We start from the raw sequence: 20,879 nt of genomic DNA, 5'->3' as shown, positions 1-20,879 counted from the left end.
AGTTATTGACTGCACAGCTCTGGATTAGAAGGAGTTTACATTCGGCATGACTGGCCACGATCAACGCGAAGCCGACCCCATACGCTGTGAGAGCGAGCCTATTCATATTCCAGGCGCTATTCAGCCTCATGGGTATCTGATTGCTTTTAGAGAAGCCGATACTCGCGTTCAGCACATCAGCGCCAACCTCCCTACGCTTTTGGACTGCAAAGCGGATGCGGTACTTGGACAGCCTCTTGCAAAGATCCTGAATGCTCAAGCGCTGTCGCAGGTCGAGCAAGCGCTCCGGCAGCCCCATTTCGACGAGGTCAATCCGCTGTTATTGACGGTCGGGGGCCACGAATACGAGGGTCTGCTGCATCAACATGATGGCTTGATCTTTCTCGAACTGGAGCGTGCTCAACCCACTTCGCCTTCTGACGGCGTTCTGAATTCACGCGCGTTGCGTCGCCTGCAAAAAGTACGCACGTTGGCGGATTTGCAGCAAGTGGTAGTCGAGGAGGTCAGAGCCCTGACAGGCTTCGACCGCGTTGTGGTCTACCGATTCGATAACGAAGGTGACGGCCAAGTGGTGGCAGAGGCACGAGATCCTGAGGTAGATCCCTATCTCGAGCTTCGGTTTCCTGCCTCTGATATACCGGCCCAGGCCCGTAAGCTCTATGAGCATAACTGGATTCGCCTGATTCCCGATGCTCGCTATGAGCCGGCCCCCCTGCTCCCGCCATTCAGAAGCGAGACAGGCCAGCCGGTAGACCTTAGTTGTGCAATCCTGCGCAGTGTTTCGCCGCTGCATCGGGAATACATTGGCTATCAAGGCTTGCGGGCGTCAATGAGTGTATCGCTTATGCAGGGCGATTCCTTATGGGGCCTGATCAGCTGCGGTCATAGGGAGCCCCATTACCTTCCCTACCGAATTCGTGCCGCTTGCCAGGCAATTGGCGAGTTAACGTCGCTCCAGATCAATGCGCTCCAGGAGCGGGATGCCCAACAGCAGCGTGAAGCCAAGCAGGAATACCTTTCTCGCCTGGTGGAAGCCATGCATTCGGCTGAAGATGAGGCGTTGATCGGGCTGATGTACAAAGGGGACGATCTTCTGGCGCTTGCGGATGCCAGTGGCGCTACCATTTTAGTCGATCAACGCGTATTGGTTGTGGGGGATTGTCCGGGTGATACTGAAATCAAGGCGCTCGCCCAATGGGCTGAATCGCAACTTGGCGAGAGCGGGATTTTCCATACGCGCTGTCTACCCAATGAGCTGGCTGATGCCTCTGCCTATGCGCACCTAGGTAGCGGCCTTATGGCTATTACCCTGCCCAAGCCAGTCACCAATATGGTGCTGTGGTTCAGACCAGAGCTGGTCAAAACCCTCAAATGGAGCGGTAATCCGAATAAACCCTTAGAAGCGGACCCAGAGACCGGTCAGCTGCGTCCTCATCCGCGGCGCAGCTTTGCCGTTTGGCGAGAACAGGTACGTGGACGCTCCAAGCGCTGGCTTCCTGGAGATATTTATGCCGTCAAGGACTTGCGCCGCTCAGCGATAGAAATTGATCTGGCCCTTCAGGTCGCCCGCGAACGCGAGGCCGTACGTGCCCGTGACGAGATTGTGGCAGTAGTCTCCCATGACCTGCGTAATCCCATGACGATTGTGACCATGCAGGCAGGCCTTATGCAGCGGATGATCGTGGGCGATCAACGTGAATCATCCAAGCGCTTGCTGTCGGCGATCAATATCATTCAAACGGTCGCTACACGCATGAATAGCATGATTGGCGACCTGTTGGACCTGTCCAAGATTGAATCGGGCCGCTTTCAGATTTCACCTCAGCCCCATGATGCTTCCAGTCTGGTCCACCAGGCGGTGCAGTTATTGCAGTCGCTCGCCGAAACCAAATCCATTCAGCTCAAGATTCATGCAGAAGACGACGTGATCCTCAATGCCGATGCCGAGCGGCTCTTTCAGGTGCTATCGAATCTGATCAGTAACGGTATCAAGTTCACACCTGCTGGTGGCAGTATCGAAATATCCGTGACGCGTGAGGGTAGCCACGCCTGCTTCTCCATCAGAGACAGCGGCATAGGCATTTCCGATGACGAATTGAAGCATATCTTTGATCGTTACTGGCACGTCAAGGCAGGCAACCCAACGGGAACCGGGCTGGGCCTATTCATTAGCAAGGGAATTGTGGAAGCGCATGGAGGTAGAATCTGGGCCGTGAGCGATCCCGGACAAGGCAGCACCTTTCATTTCACGCTGCCCCTGGCCGCTTGATTGACTGAGGCGTTAACCCACACAGTGATCCGCTCGTCAAAAAACTTTTACAGCAGGCATCGTAAATCGCGGGTTTTGGCGCGGCTGTCAGAAAAACGTGACACTTTCTCTCACGGGAACAGCCCTGGCTCTTCAGGCCGGGGTTGTTACCTAAGTTGGCTTCGGCTCATATAGGTCTACTGGAAAGGACATTCCATTACCGCTTCTCCGGTACGTCCGCTCCGTCACATACAACAATAAAAGGTGACGCATGATCCTGAACGTAGACTGCCTGCTTTCTAGCTCTAAAACCGCCTCGATTAACCTTACCTATCACAGGTGTACTCATCAAAAGAGTGCTTCAACCGATAAAAGGCGGAGTACCTGCGACATTTTTACCTAGTTTGGCCTTCGCATAGACACGCTTCACACCGCACAATAACAACACCTTGCGTGAGGACGTTTAAATGGTTGGTCGTAACACCCAATCGGGTACACTCAAACGTGGCCTGAAAAATCGCCATATCCAATTGATAGCCCTGGGTGGCGCTATTGGTACTGGTTTGTTTCTTGGCTCGGCAGGCGTCATGCAGTCGGCCGGCCCTTCCATGATCCTGGGCTATGCCCTGGCAGGATTTATTGCCTTTCTCATCATGCGCCAACTGGGCGAGATGATTGTCGAGGAACCTGTAGCTGGCTCGTTCAGCCACTTCGCTCATCGATACTGGGGAGGCTTTGCCGGCTTTCTGTCAGGCTGGAACTGCTGGGTTCTCTATATCCTGGTAGGCATGTCCGAGCTGACGGCGGTTGGCAAGTACATTCACTACTGGTGGCCGGAGATACCCACTTGGGCCAGCGCCGCCTTCTTTTTCCTGCTGGTCAATGCCATTAACCTGGCCAATGTGAAACTGTTCGGCGAGGCCGAGTTCTGGTTTGCAATCATCAAAGTGGTTGCCATCATCGGCATGATCCTGCTGGGAACTTACCTGCTTATCGGTGGCAGTGACCCACAGGCTTCTGTCAGCAACCTGTGGTCGCATGGCGGCTTCTTCCCCCACGGCATTCAGGGATTGGTCATGTCCATGGCCATCATCATGTTCTCGTTTGGTGGCCTGGAAATGCTGGGCTTTACCGCCGCCGAAGCCTCGGAGCCCAAGAAAGTCATCCCCAAAGCCATCAACCAAGTAATCTACCGTATCCTGATCTTTTATGTCGGCGCCCTGATCATTCTGCTTTCACTCAAGCCCTGGGATTCGCTGGTACAGACGCTGACTGCCTCCGGCGATGCGTACAGCGGTAGCCCCTTTGTCCAGATCTTCTCTCTGATTGGCAGTGATGCAGCGGCCCACATCCTGAACTTTGTCGTACTGACCGCAGCGTTGTCCGTCTACAACAGTGGTTGCTACTGTAACGGACGCATGCTGTTGGGTCTGGCTGAGCAAGGCGATGCGCCTCGTTTCCTGGCCAAGGTCGATGCTCGCGGCGTACCGGTAAGTGCCCTTCTGTTCTCGGCCGCTATTACCTTCCTGGCGGTAGTTGTCAATTATCTGATGCCGCAGCAGGCGCTTGAGCTCCTGATGTCGCTGGTAGTGGCAACGCTGGTAATCAACTGGGCGATGATCAGCCTGGCGCATCTGAAGTTTCGTGCGCAGATGAAGCGCCAGGGTGTCAGCACGGCGTTCAAGGCGTTCTGGTATCCCTATGGGAACTACCTGTGCCTAGCGTTTGTAGTCTTCATCCTGGGCACCATGCTATTGATTCCCGGCATCAATATCTCGGTCTACGCCATTCCGGTATGGCTGGTCATCATGGTGGCGTGCTATCGCCTCAAGCGTAAGCCGGACGCCAACGCCGCAGAACCTTCGCTGGCAGCCACTTCGGCTGACTAAGCCAGACACCTGGACCCGTAAGGGTCCAGGCTCCTCCTCTGTATCAACTTTTCCCTCCCGCTGTAGCCTAATGCTCCAATCTTGCGTGTTCGCAACCGGAGGAAGAGCAATGGATTTAGGCATTTCGGGACGCTGGGCAGTGGTATGTGCTGCCAGCAAGGGGCTGGGTAAAGGCTGTGCCAGCGCGTTAGCTCAGGAAGGCGTCAACCTGGTAATCAATGCACGCGGCCTTGAAGCACTGGAGGAGACCGCCACATTTCTACGCTCGCTCAATCCTGCTATTGAGGTCCGCTGTGTCGCAGGCGATATCAGTGATGAAAACGTCAGACAGGCACTCCTGACTCAATGTCCACAGGTCGACATCCTTGTGAACAACGCAGGCGGACCTCCGCCGGGAGACTTTCGTGACTGGACGCGGGAGGACTGGCTGAGCGCCGTCGAGACCAATATGCTGACGCCCATCGAGCTGATCAAGGCAACCGTTGATGGCATGGCGGAGCGAGGATTCGGTCGTGTCGTGAATATCACGTCCTCTGCCGTCAAGGCGCCTATCGATATTCTAGGATTGTCCAATGGCGCACGCAGCGGCCTGACGGGGTTTGTCGCCGGGCTTGCGCGTCAGGCTCGTCTGGCGGAGCGCAACGTTACGATCAACAACCTTCTGCCAGGCTCTTTCGATACCGATCGGCTACAAAACACACTGGAGCGTTCTGCACAGTCCACTGGCAAGCCGGTAGCAGATATCGTTCAGCAGCGATTACAAACGATCCCCGCCAGACGCTTCGGCACGGCAGATGAATTCGGTGCGGTGTGTGCTTTTCTATGCAGCCAACATGCGAGTTACATGACCAGCCAGAACGTGTTGCTCGATGGTGGGCATTACCAGGGCACGTTCTGAAAGAAAAGCCGGCGATTGCCGGCTTTTCCGCTACCGAGAGACCTCAGCAATCGCACGTGCCAGTTCATCGAGCCGGCTCTCGTCCAGCCCGGCGACATTGGCCCTGCCGCTACTGACGAGATAAACGCTATAACGCGCCTTGAGCTGTGCGACCTGCTCAGCGGTGAGTCCTGTATACGAGAACATACCGCGCTGCTCGGCAATATGAGCAAAGCGCTCGTTCAAGCCAAAGGGGATCAATGCTTCGACCAGTCCCTTGCGCAAGCTCGTGATACGCGTGCGCATGGCATTGACTTCTTCCTCCCACATTGTGCGCAATGAAGCAGTACCCAGGATCTCGGCCACGACCGCCGCACCATGGGAAGGTGGCGTAGACCAGAGATTACGGGCAATCGAGGCGAGCTGGCTGCGTACGGCCAGAAGACGATCTGCATCTTCCGCCACCACGATCAGCCCTCCCGTACGTTCACGGTACAGACCAAAGTTCTTCGAGCAGGAGCTGGTAATCAAAAGCTCTGGCAACGCCTGGGCAAATAACCTGACAGCCCAGGCGTCTTCTTCCAGCCCGTCGCCAAACCCCTGATAGGCAAAGTCGAACAAGGGCAGCAGCTCGCGCTCCTTCACGATCCCCAATACCTGCTGCCAATCGGCTCGACTCAAATCGAAGCCAGTCGGATTATGACAACAGGCGTGCAACAGGATGACGTCACCTTTGGGAATCTGCCGCATGGCTTCGAGCATACCGGCTACATCAAGACGGTTATCTGCCCCCACATAGGGGTAATGCTGCACGGCGAGCCCGGCGGCCCTGAACAGCGTTTCGTGAATCGGCCAGGTTGGCTGACTCAACCAGACGCTCTTGCCTGGCAGACACTGCGCAATGAACTCCCCTGTTAGCCGCAGGGCTCCTGTACCACCGGCGGTCTGGGTACAGCCGGCCCGTTTGTCATCGATCACCGGGCTATGTGCACCTAGAACAAGGTGCAGCAGGTAGGTCCCGAAGCTTACATCACCATGGCCGCCAACATAGCTCTTGGTCTGCTCGCTGCCAATCAATGCCTGCTCCGCCAGTTTGACGGCTTTGGGAATGGGAGTAAGGCCTTGTCGATCCTTGTATACGCCTACGCCCAGATCAAGCTTGGCAGGGTTCGAATCGGCTCGAAACGCTTCAAGCAGCCCCATGATCGGGTCGCCGGCTACCCAGTCGACCGTCTTGAAATGGCTCACTTGCGCCCCTCCGCTGTAGCCGCCACCTCGTCCGTGCGGGCCGCCATAATGAAATCATTGCGATGAAGCCCTTTGATCGAATGGCTCCACCAGGTCACCGTCACTTTGCCCCATTCGGTCAAGAGACCGGGATGATGCCCTTCTTCCTCGGCAATGGCACCAACGGCATTGGTGAACGCCAGTGCATGGCGGAAATTCTTGAAGCGGAAGACCCTTTCGAGCTGCATGATTCCGTCACGCACTTCAATGTTCCAGTCCGGAATCTGCCGAATCAGCTCCGCCAGCTCTTCTTCGCTGACTTTGGGGGCATCGGCGCTACAGGCTTCGCAGTGACCTTGTTTCAGAGCGGTAGCAGTCATGTGTTCTCCTTGTAATATCAGGCTGCTTTGGGCGGAAAGCGGGGTTTGTGAAGTCCGAGCTGCATGGCCTCGCGAACCATGCCCATGATGTCTTCATGAGCGACCTGGAATAGCCGCTTGAGTTCAGGCAACACGAAATAGACGGGTTGCAAAATATCGATTCGATACGGGGTACGCATGGCCTCGATGGGATCGAACGGCAGGTGCTCCGGTTCGGCCGAAAGCGAATACACCGTCTCCTTGGGCGATGACAGGATACCGCCTCCATAGATCTTACGTCCCATTGGCGTATCCACCAGTCCAAACTCAATGGTCATCCAGTACAGGCGCGCCAGGAAGATGCGCTCTTCCTTGGAAGCAGCGAGCCCCAACTTGCCGTAGGTGTGGGTGAATTCGGCAAACCAGGGATTGGTCAGCAGCGGGCAATGTCCAAAGATTTCATGGAAGATATCGGGCTCCTGCAAGTAGTCCAGTTCTTCCCGGGTTCGAATGAACGTGGCGACTGGAAACTGCTTGCTGGCCAGCAAGGCGAAAAACGTCTCAAACGGTATCAACGCGGGTACTTGTGCCACGCGCCAGCCCGTGGTGCGTTCCAGTACGCGGTTGACTTCGGACAACTGAGGTATGCGGTCCATAGGCAGATCAAGCTGGGTAATACCGTCCAGGTATTCCTGGCAGGCCTTGCCTTCAATCACCTTCAACTGCCGGATGATCAGCGTATTCCATACACCGTGTTCGTCATCCGAGTAATGAATAAAACCAGACTCATCCGGTTTTCTCGCCACGTACTGCGTACCTTTCATGTAGCCTCCTTGACGGCGGATGCCGCTGGGTCTTGTTGTATGGCTCTAGCAATAGCGCGAAGGCGGTCTGTGTGTATAAGGGTAAAAGATCAAGGCGGCATAGGTTGCCTGGATGATTCGTAAGAAAATCTTTACAGCAAACTGTTAATGGTTCACTTCAGGCTGTGTGGTTTACTTGATAAAGCACCTATCTGGCACATATTCTTGACACTCAATTTGCGGCCCACTGAAAAATTCGGCTGCACCGCCCGCCATAATCACAACAATGGGCCCGCTCGATGCGAATCAAAGTTTTGTGTCAGAACCGCGTAGGCATTCTGCGCGACATGCTCAATCTGTTGGCTGACTACGGGATCAACGTGGCCCGCGGCGAAGTGGGAGGCGACCAAGGCAATACGGTCTATCTCTACTGCCCTAATCTGATCAATCTGCAATTTCAGGCGCTGCGACCCAAGCTCGCGGCCATCCCCGGTGTGTTCGATATCTGGCGTATCAGCCTCATGCCCAGCGAGCGTCGCCACCTGGAACTCAATACGCTGCTCGGCGCGTTGGAGTTTCCCGTGCTGTCAATTGATATGGCTGGCCATATCGTTGCAGCCAACCGCGCAGCAGCGCAGCTATTGGGTGCCCGAGTGGACGAGGTGCCCGGGATGGCACTCTCTAAATATGTGGATGAGCTGGACCTGCCTGAGCTGGTTCGCGCCAACAAGTCCCGGCTCAATGGTCTGCGTATCCAGATCAAGGGCGATGTCTTTCTCGCCGATATTACCCCCCTGCAGACCGGGCATGACGACAGCGAGGCCCTGGCGGGCGCCGTACTGACGCTGCACCGTGCCGACCAGGTGGGCGAGCGTATCTATCAGGTACGCAAGCAGGAGCTTCGAGGGTTTGACAGCATCTTCCAGAGCTCCAGATCCATGGCTGCTGTCGTCCGGGAGGCGCGACGCATGGCTCCTCTTGATGCGCCGCTGCTGATTACCGGCGAAACCGGTACCGGCAAAGAGCTGCTGGCGCGGGCCTGTCACCTGGCAAGCCCGCGCGGTCAAGCCCCCTTCATGGTGCTCAACTGTGCAGGGCTGCCCGAGTCGATGGCTGAGACGGAACTGTTTGGATACAGCGCTGGTGCATTCGAAGGGGCTCGGCCAGAGGGCAAGCTCGGACTGCTTGAGCTTACCGCCGGTGGCACGCTCTTTCTGGATGAAGTGGGTGAGATGAGTCTGCGCCTTCAAGCCAAACTGGTTCGGTTTCTTCAAGATGGGATTTTTCGCCGGGTGGGTAGCGACGAGGAGGTCTACCTCGACGTCCGTGTTATCTGCGCCACCCAGCAGGATCTGTCCGATTTGTGCGTACAAGGCGAATTCCGCCAGGACCTATACCATCGCCTCAATGTGCTTTCGCTGCACATCCCCCCCTTGCGGGAGTGCCTGGATGGACTGGAGCCGCTGGTCGAGCACTTTCTGGATCAAGCCAGCCGCCAGATCGGCTGCCCGCTCAAGCCTTTGGCCCCTGCCGCCTTCGAGCGACTACGCCATTACCCCTGGCCTGGCAATGTGCGTCAATTAGAAAATGCACTCTTTCAAGCGGTTTCCTTGGCCGAAGGCAGGGTGGTTAAACCTGAGCACATACGCCTGCCGGATTACGGTACCCCACAACCGCTGGGACACTTCACGCTGGACGGTAATCTTGACCAGATCGTTGGTCGATTCGAAAAGGCAGTGCTGGAACAGCTGATCACCCAATACCCCAGTAGTCGTTTACTGGGTAAGCGACTTGGCGTTTCCCATACCACCATTGCCAACAAGCTCCGTTTATACAGCATTGGGCAGCCTACCGAGCCGCAAGGATAAACAGCCAAAATCGGTGTGAAATATCCAGGTGATCGAACACGATCTGCACAGTTAATGCCTGAATAGTATCCGCAACCACAAGATGGCCACGCTTACTCAGCTTAGCCACAACCGATAAACGTAGGCCGGTTTTTCATGAAGCTGTCCGAACCGGTGGTAAAGACGCCATGTTGATTGAGTATTGGTTAATCATCGAGTCCCTGTTGCACGACGCGGCGGACTCGACGGCCTTTAACCTGAAGGGTCACTTGATTCGAGCGCGAGACAGAACGCTTCGACCTCTCAAGGTACTTTACGCACTACTAGATCCTAATTTGGCAGACTACTGCACCGGACGTTTTATCCTTAAATTTCAATTATTTAAACTAAAAAATTGATCCTATATCTAACGTTAAGTGAACGGTTTTTAAATACTGGGTAGCTACGTAAAGAGCTGTTCAAATCTGATCGAATAGAAGATTTAATCGCTATAAATCAAAAACTTATTTATGTAATTTAATGTTATTTATAGATATAAACCAACATTAAAGCATGCCGTGCGCTCTCATCTGAAAAGCCCCCTGCGGTCAGACAGGAGGCTTTGTACGTTGATCAATGCGGAGCTGGTGCGGAGCCGACTGGCGTGAACTTATAAAGCTTGTCATTAGGGCCTGCCAAAATTGAAGCGACCATAGCCAGAGCCCCAGAACAGTTGACCATTTATAATCAATGGCGCACTGGCTACCGATCCCCCGACACATACTTCCAGATAGTAGCCCCGGTATTGGCGTCGAGCGCTACCATGTCATCAGGCATCGAACCGGTATAAACCAGACCCGGCGACGACGCCATCGGCCCTAACCCGCTAGTATGTTTTGACGTCACCGGATTGGTACCGGTGGCAGGCGCTTGCCAGAGAATCCGGCCAGTTGTTGCATCCAGCGCGGACCACATACCACCCTTCCAGCTTTTCATGAAATCAGGCGCCAACGTGTGATTCTGATTTAAGGAATTGTTGATCGACACATAGATTTGCGAATTGAGCGGATCTACCGATGAGGTAGGTCCACTCGATTCCGCCGACTGTGTCTCTAGGGCCTACCTAGATTAACCAAAGGGTTCGCCGGCTCCTGCATCCAGCACCAGCCCCGAGTCAGCATAGTTATCAGGTATTAGTCGATGCGTCCTAGACACAACAGCACGCTTCGCTCGCCGAATGCCATAGACCCGGCGGTTGAAGGGGCCAACCGTCAGCATGCCTCACACGGCAGCGCCGGCAAGCTGTTGGTTGACCTGCCTATGCCGATACAGGAGGGTTCACACCGTGCGGCCGAACAGATTATGTGATGGCGCCAATATGCCAGGGAACGAATTCATTCTGTCCATAACCGTGCTGCTCGCTCTTGCTGCGCTCGCCCGAGGCAATCCTGAGCATTTTGTCGAAAATCTCGGCTCCGGATGCTTCGATGGTCAGCGTACCGGTCGCGATTTCGCCACAGTTGATGTCCATGTCCTCTTCCTGACGCTGCCAGAGGGCATTATTGGTCGAGAGCTTGATCGAGGGCGCCGGTGCGCATCCATAGGCTGAGCCCCGTCCGGTGGTAAAGGCAATGAGATTTGCGCCACCCGCCACCTGCCCGGTAGCGGAAACCGGGTCATAGCCCGGCGTGTCCATAAACACCAGCCCCTGAGCCCTTACCGGCTCGGCATATTCATAGACAGCCATCAGGTTACTTGATCCGGCTTTCGCTACCGCGCCAAGCGATTTTTCCAGAATGGTCGTAAGGCCACCCGCCTTGTTGCCTGCAGACGGGTTGTTGTTCATCTCCGCTCCCGTGCGTCGGCAATACTCTTCCCACCAATGGATGCGCTCGATGAGCTTTTCGCCTACCTCACGACTGGTAGCCCGACGGGTCAGCAGATGCTCGGCACCATATATTTCCGGTGTTTCGGACAGGATAGCCGTACCACCGCAGGCTACCAATCGGTCCACCGCATTACCCAGGGCCGGATTGGCGGTAATACCGGAGTAGCCATCCGAGCCGCCGCATTGCAGGCCTACTATCAAATGACGGGCACTCACAGGCTGGCGCTCGATGCGATTGGCTTCGTTCAAGAGGTCTTTCACATACGCAATGCCTTTGGCTACGGTCTTGGCCGTACCTCCCGTATCCTGAATGGTGAACGTACGCAGTGTTGCAGTCGCTTCCAGCCCCTGAGCCGCCATCATGCCTTCGATCTGGTTGGTTTCGCAGCCAAGTCCGATCACCATGACCGCCGCGAAATTGGGATGGACGGCATATCCGCCCAGAGTGCGGCGCAAGATGGCCAGAGGTTCGCCTGCTGAATCTACAGCGCAGCCGGAGCTATGCGTCAGCGCGACGACGCCATCCACATTGGGATAAGGCGCCAGGGCGGCCGGATTGATATCCCGCCGAAAATAGTCAGCCACTGCCCGAGCTACAGTCGCCGAGCAATTTACCGAGGTCAGGATACCGATATAGTTGCGCGTCGCTATACGACCATCCGGGCGGACGATACCTTGAAACATCGGCCCCTCGGTGGGAAAGGCCTGCACGTGGGCATCCTCTCCAAAAGCATAATCCCGGGCAAACTCACCCATCGCCAGGTTATGAACATGGATGTGCTCGCCGGGCATGATGAGGGTCGTGGCAAAGCCGATGATCTGACCATAGCGGCGCACCGGTTGCCCGCTATCAATCCGGCGCACCGAGAACTTGTGGCCTGCGGGAATGGGCTGACTGAGGGTTACGCGCTCCTCCGCGATGGCAAGCCCTGCCGGCAGCGGCTGTAGCGCCACGAGGACGTCGTCCTGCGGGTGGAGGCGAATCACGGCTTTGGCGGTATCGATCCCGCCTGTTTTTGTTATCAGTTCCATGGCGTTCTCACGGTAATGTCAATTTTGCAGTAATTGACGCACGGCCAGCTCTACCCCGCGCAACTCTGCCAATCCTTTGAGACGGCCGATCAGTGAATAGCCGGGGTTGGTACGGCGATGCTGATCATCTAGCAGCTGATGACCATGATCGGGCCGCAGGGGAAGTCGGGGGCCATGCTCATGTTCGCGTCGACACTCTTCCAGAACCAGCTCACGGATCACACCAACCATGTCTGCGTCTCCAGCCAGATGATGCGCTTCGTGAAAGCTGCGCGGATCAGCCTCGCGCTTCACCGAGCGCAGGTGAGTGAAATAGATGCGAGGCGCAAACTGCCGAGCCATGGCAACGAGGTCGTTATCTGCACGCACCCCGTAGGATCCGGTGCAAAAGGTCAACCCGTTGGCCGGACTGGGTGCCGCATCAAGAAGCCATTGGGCGTCCTGTGCGGTAGACACGATACGAGGCAAGCCCAGAAGAGGCCGTGGCGGGTCGTCGGGGTGAATGGCCATGCGTACGCCCGCCGCCTCCGCCACCGGCACAATGGCCTTGAGAAAGTAGCCCAGGTTTTCCCGAAGCTGCTCCGCGTCGATGTCCGCATAGGTCGCAAGCAGTCCTTTGAAATCATCCAGGCTATAGTGCTCTTCAGCGCCTGGCAGACCGGCAATCAAGGTAGCAACGAGCGTATCGCGCCGGGTGTCGTCCAGGTTGTCAAAATAGGTACGGGCCCGCTGGATATCGTCCTCGGTGTAGTCCGCCTCGGCGCCTTCACGCTTGAGGATAAAGAGATCAAACGCGGCAAATGCATCCTGATCAAAGCGCAATGCCCACCCGCCATCCTCCAGCGGCCATGCGAGGTCCGTACGGGTCCAGTCTAAGATGGGCATGAAGTTATAGCAGACGATGTCGATGCCGCACGCCGCGAGATTGCGAAGGCTCTGTTGGTAGTTGCCAATGTAGTCATCGCGGCGGCCACAGCCTCGCTTGATATCCTCGTGAACGGGAATACTTTCCACCACCGACCAGGTCAGTCCAGCTGCCTCGATCATCGCCTTTCGTTCACTGATCGCCTCTACTGTCCAGACTTCCCCGTTGGGAACCTGATGCAAGGCCGTGACGATGCCTGTCGCGCCGGTCTGCCGAATATCGCTCAAGCTGATGGGGTCGTTAGGGCCGAACCAGCGCCAGGTATGCTCCATGACTTCGCTCCTTAATGATTATTACTGTTCGTCGCTTCTGCGAGCGCCACGGCAATACCTTGGGTGCTCAGCACACGGTAGGCTTGATGCACGGCCTGCCGGAACGCCTCCTGCTCGGCCAGACTCGCCGGAAATACGTCCGTAAGTCCCAGAAAGGCCTCGACCAGTGCTTCGCCCTGCCGGTGCGCATGCAACTCAGCAAAGGTGTCATGCAGCGGATCATTTACCTCATGCGCCCCTTGGCTGCTCTGCCCGGAGCAGTACTCAATCCAGGCCGCTACGCCAAACGCAATGCAGCTGATTCCGCCTCCCTGAGCAAGCCGTGCTTCCGTTCCGGAGAGCCAGCGCTGGGGCAGCTTTTGCGAGCCGTCCATAGCGATCTGATGCAAACGGTGCTGGAGGCTGTCGTTGCGAAAGCGTGCTACCAGATCATCAGCATAGGCGTTGAGGTCGATTCCTGCCGGCATCTCCAGCGTCGGCATGGCCTCGTCTTTCATGTAATGCCGGACAAGGCTGACCAGCGCAGGATCGTTCATGGCGTCATACACCGTGGTATAACCTGCCAGTGCACCTACGTAGGCCAAAAGTGAATGGCTGCCATTGAGCAGGCGTAGTTTCATGGTTTCGAATGGGCGTACATCCGCCACCATCTGCACCCCCTCCTGCTCCCAGTCGGGCCGCCCCTGAGGAAACTGATCCTCTATCACCCACTGGCTGAAGGCTTCGCCAATAACGGCTGCCTGGTCCTCGCAGCCAAGCTGGCGCAACGTTTCGAACGAGGCGTCAGTCATGGCAGGAACAATGCGGTCTACCATACTGCTGGGAAACGCGACCTCCTGACTGATCCAGGCGGCCAGTCGTTCATCCTGGGCAGCCGCCAGTTGCGTTACCGCCTGCCGTGTTCGCTGGCCGTTGTCCGGCATGTTGTCACAGCACAATACCGTAAAGGGGGCTATCCCACGGGCATGACGGCGGCGCAAGGCCTCTACCAGCAGACCTGGGGCCGTACGCGGCGCATGGGGCGTGCGAATATCATGGGCGATATTGGGGTCATCTACGCGTAGCTGCCCAGTAGCGGGACTCAAGCAGTAGCCTTTTTCCGTCACAGTCAGCGTTACGATGCGTGTTGCTGGCTCGGCCATTCGTTCGAGCAAGGCTTCTCTACCTTCACCGGCATAAAGCACTTCCTGCAACGCTGCGATTTCTCGCAAGGCAACGTGTTCGCTGTCTCGGTATTCGGCCACGTGATAGCGGCAGTCTTGGGCACGAAGCTGATCGACAAGTGCGCGGTTGGAGCGAATGTTGGCGCTGCATATACCCCACTCTCCGCCACCATGCCGTGCCAGAGTGCGCTCCATGTAGACCGCCTGATGCGCTCGGTGAAATGCACCAAGGCCCAGATGCACGATGCCGATGATCGGCTTTGGATAGGTTGAGGGATACCGCTCGACTTCACGCATGGGAAGGCTCCTTGATTCCTGCCAGAGTAACGCCACAGGCTTCCCCTAGCGCTTGAAGGGATTCGATCACCCCTGTCTCAACCGGCACACCCTCACGCGATGCCGCTTCCTGGGCCTGGATTTCCTTGAGTCCCGCGTACCAGACCTGATCGTGCCCTGCGGCAGGCTCCGAGGTACGCAGGTCTGACAAGAGCTGATCCATGGCTTGGCGAAACTCATCCGCGGGACGGAACAGGTCGATTCGAAAAGCAGCAAAAAAGTGCCCCACTCGCCCCGTACTCCCAGGCGTATCGTGCAGGTGCCTGCCAAACCCATGCCCCGCCAGTGCGCCACAAAGGATGTCGACCATCACGGCAAGACCATAGCCCTTGTGGCCACCAAACTCGGTGCCCGCACCGCCTAATGGGTGCAACCCGCCGCCTGCATAGATGTTCATGCTTTCCAGAAGACTGGGGGCATCATGGGCATCGCCTCCATCCGGTGCCGCAGCCCATCCAGTGGGCAACGGTGTGTTCTGCCGGCCATAGACTTCCAGCTTGCCGCGCGTCACGGCTGTGGTCGACATGTCCAGCACAAAGGCCTTCTCCCTGTCGGCCGGTGCGGCAAAAGCGATCGGGTTGGTGCCAAACATGCATTGTCGACCATGCGTGGGAACGCCAAGTGCCGCCGTGTTGGTCATGGCGATGCCAATCAGGTCATGGGGCAGCGCCTGCATGGCGTACCAGGCGGCAATACCAAAGTGGTTCGAATCGCGTACGGTAGCGAAACCCGCGCCGTGCTCGCAGGCTTTGGCAATCACGGCATCCATGGCCTGCTGGCTGACCGTGGTGCCCATACCACCCTGGGCGTCCAACACCAGAGAGAGCGGCGTTTCATGAACCAGCTTCGGTTTGGCATCTGTCAGGATACTGCCCGCCTTGAGCCCTCGCACATAGCGCGGCAGACGTGCTACGCCATGGGAAGGAATGCCCCGGGCGTCAGAATTCACCAGCACCCGGGCAGCGAGTTCGGCGTCCAGTGCGGCGAGACCATGGGCTCTAAAGACCTGCTGGCAGAATCCTTCAAGCGCCCCTTGTTCTACACGTGTGTACTGCATCTGCAACTCCTTACGAGGAACGGCCCAGTACTGACGGCGTAGCGACCGGTGGCGCCATCTCCGCCTGCACAGGGGCAATAGGCTTGACGAAACGGGCCACACACAGCGCACCCACAACCGTCAAAAGACCTGCCAGGAGGAAGGCACTGGTAAATGCCCCGGTAAACTGGACGATAAAACCGGTCACGGTTGGTCCGACGATGCCGGAGGTGTTGGCCAGGAAGTGCATGAAGCCGCTTACTCCACCGACCCGTGCCGCCGGTACGGTATCCTGGATGATGGCCCAGTAAATAGCGCCGGTCAGATACAGGAAGAATACAGACAGCGCCACCAGCGCTACCGCGCTATACATGGTGGAAACAAGCCCGGCGCAACCGATGCAGACCGCACAGCACAACAGGCACCCCACCAGCACTACCTTGCGCGAAAACATCATCCGGCCGGTTTTCTTGAGCACGAAGTCGGACACGAAGCCACCCAGCGCCAGTCCCAGGCATCCCAGAATCCACGGAATGACGGTCGCGATGCTCATGTCCTTCACGTTCATGCCATGGGCCATGGTCAGGTAGCTTGGGAACCAGGTCAGGAAGAAGTACAGCGTGTAGTTGTAGGTGAAGAAGGCAAACGCCGTAAACAGCACGGTAGGCTGCTTGAGGTAATACCGGAGTGGCTGAGTCGGCACGTTGGCAATCTCGGTGAGCCGTTCACCCTCTTCGATTTCACGTGCTGCCGCGCCGTCCGGCTTGGCCTTGATGAACTTGAACCACACCGCCGCCCAAACGAGGCCAATGATCATGATGACGATGAAGGACTCCTTCCAGCCGTAGGTAACGGCAATGATGCCTACCACCGGCCCGGAAATGGCGCCACCCAACGGCGTACCGGCCATGGAAACACCCAAGACGCGTGCTCGCTTATCGGGCGCATACCACGTGTTCACCATCTTGCTGGTTGTCACGCTCAGCGGCCCTTCCCCCATGCCAAACAGCACACGGATCAGGAACAATGAGGCAAAGCCCAGGGCCAGCACCGTCAAGCCACTGAACAGTGACCACAGCACCATAGCCACCAGCAGCGTGGTTTTGGCACCATAACGATCCGCTGCCCAGCCGCCGACAAAGTTGAAGGCTGCATACCCTACGAAAAAGCTGCTGAAGATCAGCCCCATCTCGCCGGCATTGAGCCCAAAGTCCTTCTGAATGAACGGAGCCGCCACAGACAATGCCGAGCGATCCAGATAATTGATGACACCCGCCAGAAACAGCATGACGAGTACCAGGCTACGACCTTGACCAAACATGGAAACCTCCCGCTTCTTGTATTTATCGGTGAGGGCGCCCGGGTGGGCGCGTATCGATTGGAAAGACGGCTAAGGCCGTCCGAGTTAACCCGCCACGTGCATCAACTCCACTAACACCTTACGCGTCTGCTCAGGATGGCTTTCGATCAGATCAATGGCCTCAGGCATATCGTCAAAGGCTACGCGATGGCTGATCAGATCCTGCGCATTCAGCTTTCCGGTCGCCATCAGCTCAATCACCCGTGGAAATTTGCGGTTATTGAGCCGCGATCCTACTAGTGTCAATTCCTTCTTGATCATTTCAAGCTGTACCAGGTCGCTGGGCGCTGCATTGAAACCCAGAAGACCAATCCGCCCGGCGGGTGACGCCAGCCGCACCATTTGAGGCATCAACGCAGGAATACAGGCTGCATCTACAATGAGCGGTACGCCCTCGCCTCCGGTCTGCTCCTTCATGACAGACTCCACATCCTGTGCCTGCCCGTTGATCGTGCGTGTCGCGCCCAACGCCCGGGCTGTTTGCAGGCGCGTATCAATCACATCGGTAACAGTGATGTCGGTAAGTCCCAGGGCGCGCGCCATCTGCACGATGGTCAACCCGATAACGCCAGCGCCATAGACCAGTACAGAGTCGCCTGGCTGAGGTTGCATGCGATCAAGCACGTTCAGCGCGATGGAATACGGCTCCACCAAGGCGGCATGGCTGAGCGGCATCCCCTCTGGCAGTTTGTGAGCGTTCTCCGCTGGCACACTGACGCGCTCGCTGAAACCACCGTCGCGGTGCACGCCAATCACTTGCAAATGGGTACAGACATTAGGACGGCCAATGCGACAGGGGTAGCAGGTGCCGCAACTGATGACCGGATCGACGCACACACGATCGCCAACGCTCAGCGTCTCGACACCCTCGCCGACCTCCTGAACGACACCGGCAAACTCATGCCCGGTCACCCGTGGAAACCGAACGAATGCGTTCTGCCCATGGATGATATGCATGTCCGAACCGCAGATACCCGCATACGCCACGCCTACCACCACCTCACCTGGCGCAGCGACTGGTGTCTCGACCTGGGCCAGACTGAACTCATGGGGAGCCCGTACCTGAAAGGCTTTCATTATTTGCCACTCCTCTGGATCGACCTAACGGCTGCACCGGCGTTACCCAGCAGCCTCCCTGCATACAATCGATTCTGTTTGTTCATTGTGCGTACCCGTCTGTTGTTGTCATTGTCGAGCATGATTCACCAGTGCCAGAGCGTGCCGTCTACGAGGCGGTTTACCGGCAGACTGGCACGCTTGTAGGGATAGCGCGCCGCCAGATCTTCATCGATGTCTACGCCATGCCCTGGCGCTTCGCCCGGCGTGAAATGACCATCTTCGAATCGATACGCGTGGGGGAAGACTTCATCGATCCGCTCCTCATGGGGCATGTGCTCCTGGATGCCAAAGTTAGGTACCCAGGTATCGAAGTGCAGTGCCGCTCCCATGCATACCGGTGACAGGTCAGTTGCGCCGTGAAAACCGGTACGCACGTGATACAGCGCCGCCAGATCGGCGATGCGCCGGACATGGGTAATGCCACCGGCATGCACAAGCGTTGCACGGATATAATCGATCAGCTGCTCCTGGATCAGCTCGCGGCAGTCATGGATCGAGTTGAAGACTTCACCCACCGCCAGTGGTGTGGTGGTGTGCTGGCGGATCAGGCGGAAACCTTCCTGATTCTCGGCAGGTGTACAATCTTCCAGCCAGAACAGATTGAATTCCTCTACCGACTTACCCAGACGCCCTGCTTCAATGGGTGTCAGGCGATGGTGCACGTCGTGGAGGATGTGCAGGTCGTCACCGAAGCGTTCACGAACCGCAGCAAACAGCTTGGGGACATACTTGAGGTACTTGGCGGTGTCCCAGACGTGTTCGGCCGGCAGGTCACTGTCTGCCGGCTCGTAGCGCTCACCTTCGCGCTTGGCTACACCATAGGTGGTGGGAATACCGGGAATGCCACATTGGACTCGGACGGCCTTGTAGCCCAGCTCTACATGTCGGGCTACCTCGTCCAGGCAGGATTCGATGTCCTTGCCGGTAGCGTGCCCGTATACCATCACCTGCTCACGACTTTTGCCGCCAAGCAATTGATACAACGGCATATTGGCGGCCTTGGCCTTGATGTCCCACAACGCCAGGTCAACCGCGGCAATCGCCGTCATGGTGACGGGCCCACGACGCCAGTAGGCACCGCGGTACAGGTACTGCCAGATGTCTTCGACTCGATGAGCATCCCGTCCGATCAAGGCAGGAATAACATGTTCCTCCAGATAGGCGACCACGGCCAGCTCACGGCCATTGAGGGTAGCATCGCCGATTCCGTAAAGACCTTCGTCAGTCACAATCTTGAGAGTGACCAGATTACGACCGGGACAGGTTACGATAACGCGGGCTTCTCTTATCTTCATTGTTCAAGCCTGGGCAGCTAGGGAATACGAAAGCGCGGGCATTGCCGGCATGGCGGGAGGCGGAATCAGGGCGCCTCGGTGCTGAATGACATTGACAGCCAACCGGTGACCCCACCGGGCAGCCTGTTCGGGATTACCGCCCTGCAGGCGACAGGCTAGGTATGCTGCGCTGAAGGAGTCACCGGCGGCGGTGGTATCGACCACCTGCTGCGCCTTCTCGCCGGGAATCGTCAGAACCTGCCGTCCGGTATGGATCAGACACGGAGCCTCCCCCCGCTTGAGGACTATTTCAGTAACGCCTGATTCGACATAGGTGCGGAACAAGACCTCAGGTGAAGAGAAGCCGAACAGCTCGACATCGTCCTCCCAGGTAATCAGCGCCAGGTCGACCAACGCCAGCAATGCCTGATAGCAGTGTTGTGCCGCGCCGCGATCCGGCCAGAGTCGGGGGCGGTAATTATTATCGAACACGATCCGCGTGCCCTGCATGCGCGCCTCGGCCAATGTCTCGAGAAGCCGTGCCCGGCCTTCAGCAGTCAGCACCGCCAAGCTGATGCCACTCAGGTAGATGACGTCATAGTTGAGCAAGGCCGCCAGCGTCTGCGCTGCCTCATGGCCATCGAAGCAGCGTCGGGCGGCCGCCTCACCACGCCAGTAAAGAAACTGCCGCTCGCCCTGCTCATCAGTCTGGATGAAATAAAGACCAGGCAATGCATCAGGCAGGTGTCGCACATTTTGTGTACCCAGCCCTTCAGCCTGCCAGGTTTGACACATGGCCTCGCTGAACGGGTCTTGACCGATGGCGGTTATATAGTCCACCGAAATGGCCGTGGACTGGCATAGCCGAGCCAGGTAGACCGCGGCGTTGAGTGTATCCCCGCCAAATGCCTGAGTAATCGTGCCTGCGCTGTCGCGTTGCAGCTCGATCATGCATTCACCAACCAGGGCAACCCGTATCGGGGATGGCAAAGATTTGAAGAGGGTCGTCATAGGGAGCCCCCCACCCGATTCGTCACATACGCGTCTGCCTGGACGGGCATTAGATACCGCTGTGGAATAGCCTGCATCATCTGGTGCCTTCTTGTTTTTGTAGCGGGGTTCCACGCTTGCGGCCCCTACATCAGCATTATTGAAACGTGGTTTCAATTCCTGTATTGAACCGAGTGTAGCGATTCAACAAGGCACGTCAAGAGAAATGAAACGCTGTTTCGAAATGGAATTCAG

General features: G+C 57.0%; 16 protein-coding genes. 4 read left to right on the top strand and 12 right to left on the bottom strand.

Annotated features, from left to right (window positions below; translation table 11 throughout):
* The first annotated feature begins 46 nt into the window (after nt 1–46).
* From AC4LF3_RS09860 to AC4LF3_RS09850, 3 genes are all read left to right on the top strand, one after another.
* The gene (locus AC4LF3_RS09860; RefSeq protein ID WP_491835195.1) at nt 47–2,269 is read left to right on the top strand and encodes an ATP-binding protein; all 2,223 of its coding nucleotides are present in this window, start codon (nt 47–49) and stop codon (nt 2,267–2,269) included.
* A gap of 446 nt (nt 2,270–2,715) precedes the next feature.
* Nucleotides 2,716–4,137: an amino acid permease gene (locus AC4LF3_RS09855; protein ID WP_010798298.1), complete on the top strand. Its 1,422-nt coding sequence runs from the start codon at nt 2,716–2,718 to the stop codon at nt 4,135–4,137.
* Nucleotides 4,138–4,246: 109 nt separating this feature from the next.
* Nucleotides 4,247–5,035 carry an SDR family oxidoreductase gene (locus AC4LF3_RS09850; protein ID WP_491835194.1) on the top strand — a complete coding sequence of 263 codons (789 nt, stop codon included), beginning with the start codon at nt 4,247–4,249 and terminating at the stop codon, nt 5,033–5,035.
* Nucleotides 5,036–5,065: 30 nt separating this feature from the next.
* Here the strand turns inward: AC4LF3_RS09850 and AC4LF3_RS09845 are convergent, their stop codons facing one another.
* The 3 genes from AC4LF3_RS09845 to phhA are packed head-to-tail and all read right to left on the bottom strand — an operon-like array spanning nt 5,066 to nt 7,424.
* Nucleotides 5,066–6,262 (bottom strand): amino acid aminotransferase, encoded by a 1,197-nt coding sequence (locus AC4LF3_RS09845; protein WP_491835193.1) that lies wholly within the window; start codon nt 6,260–6,262, stop codon nt 5,066–5,068.
* Nucleotides 6,259–6,621 (bottom strand): 4a-hydroxytetrahydrobiopterin dehydratase, encoded by a 363-nt coding sequence (locus tag AC4LF3_RS09840; RefSeq protein ID WP_312270817.1) that lies wholly within the window; start codon nt 6,619–6,621, stop codon nt 6,259–6,261. The genes AC4LF3_RS09845 and AC4LF3_RS09840 overlap by 4 nt, the downstream gene beginning before the upstream one ends.
* A 17-nt stretch (nt 6,622–6,638) precedes the next feature.
* Nucleotides 6,639–7,424 (bottom strand): phenylalanine 4-monooxygenase, encoded by a 786-nt coding sequence (phhA, locus tag AC4LF3_RS09835; RefSeq protein WP_312270816.1) that lies wholly within the window; start codon nt 7,422–7,424, stop codon nt 6,639–6,641.
* Nucleotides 7,425–7,702: 278 nt separating this feature from the next.
* On the opposite strand from phhA, the gene AC4LF3_RS09830 reads away from it, so the two are divergent.
* Nucleotides 7,703–9,271 carry a sigma-54-dependent transcriptional regulator gene (locus AC4LF3_RS09830; protein ID WP_491835192.1) on the top strand — a complete coding sequence of 523 codons (1,569 nt, stop codon included), beginning with the start codon at nt 7,703–7,705 and terminating at the stop codon, nt 9,269–9,271.
* Nucleotides 9,272–9,991: 720 nt separating this feature from the next.
* Here AC4LF3_RS09830 and AC4LF3_RS09825 read toward each other — a convergent pair.
* The 9 genes from AC4LF3_RS09825 to kdgK all read right to left on the bottom strand — a co-directional run bounded on the left by AC4LF3_RS09825 (nt 9,992) and on the right by kdgK (nt 20,645).
* A complete protein-coding gene (locus tag AC4LF3_RS09825; protein ID WP_491835191.1) occupies nt 9,992–10,225 on the bottom strand; it encodes an outer membrane protein assembly factor BamB family protein in 234 nt (77 codons plus the stop codon).
* Nucleotides 10,226–10,589: 364 nt separating this feature from the next.
* Nucleotides 10,590–12,149, bottom strand: a complete 1,560-nt coding sequence (locus AC4LF3_RS09820; RefSeq protein ID WP_434154798.1) for a UxaA family hydrolase — start codon at nt 12,147–12,149, stop codon at nt 10,590–10,592.
* 18 nt (nt 12,150–12,167) lie between these two features.
* Nucleotides 12,168–13,346: a mannonate dehydratase gene (uxuA, locus tag AC4LF3_RS09815; protein ID WP_491835190.1), complete on the bottom strand. Its 1,179-nt coding sequence runs from the start codon at nt 13,344–13,346 to the stop codon at nt 12,168–12,170.
* A gap of 11 nt (nt 13,347–13,357) precedes the next feature.
* Nucleotides 13,358–14,806 (bottom strand): mannitol dehydrogenase family protein, encoded by a 1,449-nt coding sequence (locus AC4LF3_RS09810; protein ID WP_491835189.1) that lies wholly within the window; start codon nt 14,804–14,806, stop codon nt 13,358–13,360.
* The gene (locus AC4LF3_RS09805; protein WP_491835188.1) at nt 14,799–15,902 is read right to left on the bottom strand and encodes an Ldh family oxidoreductase; all 1,104 of its coding nucleotides are present in this window, start codon (nt 15,900–15,902) and stop codon (nt 14,799–14,801) included. The genes AC4LF3_RS09810 and AC4LF3_RS09805 overlap by 8 nt, the downstream gene beginning before the upstream one ends.
* Nucleotides 15,903–15,912: 10 nt before the next feature.
* Nucleotides 15,913–17,202, bottom strand: a complete 1,290-nt coding sequence (locus AC4LF3_RS09800; protein WP_434154804.1) for an MFS transporter — start codon at nt 17,200–17,202, stop codon at nt 15,913–15,915.
* Nucleotides 17,203–17,286: 84 nt separating this feature from the next.
* On the bottom strand, nt 17,287–18,318 hold the full coding sequence (locus AC4LF3_RS09795) for a Zn-dependent oxidoreductase (RefSeq protein WP_074826405.1): 1,032 nt from the start codon (nt 18,316–18,318) through the stop codon (nt 17,287–17,289).
* 125 nt (nt 18,319–18,443) lie between these two features.
* Complete coding sequence (gene manD, locus AC4LF3_RS09790; protein ID WP_491835187.1) at nt 18,444–19,655, bottom strand: D-mannonate dehydratase ManD; 1,212 nt, start codon at nt 19,653–19,655, stop codon at nt 18,444–18,446.
* A gap of 3 nt (nt 19,656–19,658) precedes the next feature.
* Nucleotides 19,659–20,645 (bottom strand): 2-dehydro-3-deoxygluconokinase, encoded by a 987-nt coding sequence (kdgK, locus tag AC4LF3_RS09785; RefSeq protein WP_491835186.1) that lies wholly within the window; start codon nt 20,643–20,645, stop codon nt 19,659–19,661.
* Between the last annotated feature and the right edge of the window lie 234 nt (nt 20,646–20,879).

It is taken from the genome of Pseudomonas sp. C2.3V, from assembly GCF_058536325.1.
This window is presented reverse-complemented; position numbering and strand designations above follow the sequence as displayed.

Coding starts and splice junctions, on each gene's coding strand:
- AC4LF3_RS09860 (WP_491835195.1), top strand. CDS start 47: ATGACTGGCCACGATCAACGCGAAGCCGACCCCATACGCTGTGAGAGC.
- AC4LF3_RS09855 (WP_010798298.1), top strand. CDS start 2,716: ATGGTTGGTCGTAACACCCAATCGGGTACACTCAAACGTGGCCTGAAA.
- AC4LF3_RS09850 (WP_491835194.1), top strand. CDS start 4,247: ATGGATTTAGGCATTTCGGGACGCTGGGCAGTGGTATGTGCTGCCAGC.
- AC4LF3_RS09840 (WP_312270817.1), bottom strand. CDS start 6,621: ATGACTGCTACCGCTCTGAAACAAGGTCACTGCGAAGCCTGTAGCGCC.
- phhA (WP_312270816.1), bottom strand. CDS start 7,424: ATGAAAGGTACGCAGTACGTGGCGAGAAAACCGGATGAGTCTGGTTTT.
- AC4LF3_RS09830 (WP_491835192.1), top strand. CDS start 7,703: ATGCGAATCAAAGTTTTGTGTCAGAACCGCGTAGGCATTCTGCGCGAC.
- AC4LF3_RS09825 (WP_491835191.1), bottom strand. CDS start 10,225: ATGAAAAGCTGGAAGGGTGGTATGTGGTCCGCGCTGGATGCAACAACT.
- AC4LF3_RS09820 (WP_434154798.1), bottom strand. CDS start 12,149: ATGGAACTGATAACAAAAACAGGCGGGATCGATACCGCCAAAGCCGTG.
- uxuA (WP_491835190.1), bottom strand. CDS start 13,346: ATGGAGCATACCTGGCGCTGGTTCGGCCCTAACGACCCCATCAGCTTG.
- AC4LF3_RS09810 (WP_491835189.1), bottom strand. CDS start 14,806: ATGCGTGAAGTCGAGCGGTATCCCTCAACCTATCCAAAGCCGATCATC.
- AC4LF3_RS09805 (WP_491835188.1), bottom strand. CDS start 15,902: ATGCAGTACACACGTGTAGAACAAGGGGCGCTTGAAGGATTCTGCCAG.
- AC4LF3_RS09800 (WP_434154804.1), bottom strand. CDS start 17,202: ATGTTTGGTCAAGGTCGTAGCCTGGTACTCGTCATGCTGTTTCTGGCG.
- AC4LF3_RS09795 (WP_074826405.1), bottom strand. CDS start 18,318: ATGAAAGCCTTTCAGGTACGGGCTCCCCATGAGTTCAGTCTGGCCCAG.
- manD (WP_491835187.1), bottom strand. CDS start 19,655: ATGAAGATAAGAGAAGCCCGCGTTATCGTAACCTGTCCCGGTCGTAAT.
- kdgK (WP_491835186.1), bottom strand. CDS start 20,645: ATGACGACCCTCTTCAAATCTTTGCCATCCCCGATACGGGTTGCCCTG.